At 75.4% G+C, this 2,627-nt stretch carries 1 protein-coding gene; it reads left to right on the top strand.

Annotated elements, in window-relative coordinates; all coding sequences use genetic code 11:
• Positions 1 to 2,627, top strand: a 2,627-nt coding sequence (locus AN218_RS02890) for an acyltransferase domain-containing protein (protein ID WP_141747413.1), incomplete at both ends; no start/stop codon positions are given.

Genomic DNA, 2,627 nt, shown 5'->3' with positions numbered 1-2,627 from the left:
GAGGAGCACCCCGACACCCCCCTCACCGACGTGGCCTCGACGCTCGCCCACGGGCGTTCCCACTTCCCCTTCCGTACCGGTGTCGCCGGGGACCGCGCGGAGCTGGCGGACGCGCTGCGCGAGCCGGTGGTCACGGCCGGCGGCACCGGCCGCGTCACAGCGGTCTTCTCGGGTCAGGGTGCGCAGCGTCCGGGGATGGGGCGTGAACTGGCGGAGCGTTTCCCGGTGTTCGCCGCGGCTTTGGACGAGGTGTGCGCGGTGGTGGATCCGCTGCTGGGACGCCCGTTGCGTGAGGTGATGTGGGACGAGCCGGCGGAGGTGCTGGAGCGCACCGAGTACGCCCAGCCCGCGCTCTTCGCCCACCAGATCGCCCTGTGCCGGCTGTGGGAGGCCGCGGGTGTCACCTTCGAGGCCGTCGCGGGGCACTCGGTCGGCGAGATCGCCGCCGCGGTGGTCGCCGGAGTGCTCGGCCTGGAGGACGCGGCACGTCTCGTGGTGGCGCGCGGCAGGCTGATGCAGGCCCTCCCGGCGGGCGGCGCCATGGCGGCCATCGCGGCCACCGAGGACGAAGTCGCCCCGACGCTGCCGGAGGGCACCGCGGTCGCCGCCGTCAACGGCCCCCGGGCGCTGGTGGTCTCCGGTCCCGAAGCCGACGTCACGGCCGTGGCGGAGCACTGGCGTGAGAAGGGGCGGCGCACCACGCCGCTGCGCGTCAGCCACGCCTTCCACTCCCCGCTGATGGAGCCCGTGCTCGACGAGTTCACCGCCCTGCTGGAAACGCTCGACTTCCGTCCCCCGACCGTGCCGATGATCCCGGCCGCGGCCACGTCCCACCCGCTGGAGACCCCCGCCTACTGGGCCCGGCACGTCTGCGCCACCGTGCGGTTCGCCGACGCCGTGGACCGGCTGCCCGAAGCGGACCTGACCGTGGAGATCGGTCCGGACGCCGCCCTCCTGCCGCACCTGGACGGACGCACGGCGCTGCCCAGCGTCCGCCGGGACCGGGCCGAGACCGTCACCTGGCTCACCGCCCTCGCACGGGCACACGCCCACGGCGTCCCCGTCGACTGGTCCGCGGTCCTGCCCGCACGGCGGCCCCTCGCCGACCTGCCCACCTACCCCTTCCAGCACGAGTCCTACTGGCTCGTCGCCCCCGCCGCCTCCGGCGACGCACCGGGCGTCGACCACTGGCCGCACCCGATGCTCTCGTCCCGCAGCGAACTGCCCGGAGAGGGCGGCCTGTTGCTCACCGGCCGGCTGACGCCGGGCAGCGACCCGTGGCTGCGCGACCACGCCGTCATGGGCACCGTGCTCCTGCCCGGCACCGGATTCGTCGAACTGGCCACCGAGGCCGCCCGTGCCGCGGGCGCCGAGAGCGTCACCGAAGTGGTGCTCCAAGCACCCCTGGTCTTCCCCGGCGGCCGGCCCAGGGACGTACAGGTATGGGTGGCCGCGGACACCGGCGGCGAACGGGAGCTGCACATCCGCTCCCGCGGCAGCGACGACGAGTGGGTCCTGCACGCCTCCGGCAGCGTCGGCCCCCGCACCGCCCCCGACGACGGGGCCTTCACGCCCGACTGGACCGGTGCGCAATGGCCGCCGGCCGGCGCGGTCCCCGTACCGGTGGACACCCTCTACCCCGATCTGGCCGCGCGGGGTTACGAGTACGGCCCGGCCTTCCAGGGCGTACGGGGCGTCTGGGAACGCGGCGACGAGGTCTTCGCCGAGATCGCCCTCCCCGACGGACAGCCCACCGGCTTCGGCCTGCACCCCGCGCTGCTGGACGCCGCGTTGCACGCCCTGCCGCTGACCGGCCGCGGCTACGAGGCCGACGAGGTACGGCTGCCGTTCTCCTTCTCCGGCATAGTGCCGCTCTCCCCGGACGCCCGGGGCCTGCGGGTACGGCTGCGGGCCGGTGAGGAATCCGTCACCGTGCACGCCACCGACGCCTCCGGAACCCCCTCGATCGCGGTGGACGCGCTCCTCCTGCGCCCCGTGGACCGGGCACAGCTCGACGCGGTGGCCGCCGACCGTACCGGCCGCTACGCCGTCACCTGGGAGCGGCTTCCCGACCCGCCCGCGGTGACCGCGGTGCCCGGACGCTGGCTGCTGCTCGGCACCGGGCACCTGTCCGGGCTCTTCGAACGGAGCACGTCACAGGCGCAGGGCGCCGGAGAGCTGGACGGTGTGCTGTGCGCCGCCGGCAGCGCCGAGGAGTTGCTGGAGACGCTAACCCTGCTGCGGAAGCAGAGCATCCAGGCCCCGGTGTGGTGCGTCACCAGCGGCGCCGTCGCCGTCGGCACGGACGATCCGGAAGCGGACCCCGCAGCCGCTGCGGCATGGGGACTGGGCCGCGTCGCCGCACTGGAGACACCCCAGAAGTGGGGCGGCCTCGTCGACCTGCCGGCCCGCCTCGGCACCCCGGCCCGGGACCTGCTGGCCGCCGTGCTCGCCGGGGACGGCACCGAGGACCAGCTCGCCGTCCGTGACGCCGGACTGTGGGCCCGCAGGATCGCACCGGCGCAGGCCGTCCCGGCACCCGCACCGGCGCCGGACGCCACCGCACCGGAGCCCGCCGCCGCGCTGACCGGCACCGTACTGATCACCGGCGGCACCGGAGCACTCGG

It is taken from the genome of Streptomyces nanshensis (genome assembly GCF_001751255.1).
GTDB lineage: Bacteria > Actinomycetota > Actinomycetes > Streptomycetales > Streptomycetaceae > Streptomyces > Streptomyces nanshensis_A.
The sequence above is the reverse complement of the archived record's forward strand: the minus strand, read 5'-3'. Positions and strand labels throughout refer to the sequence as shown.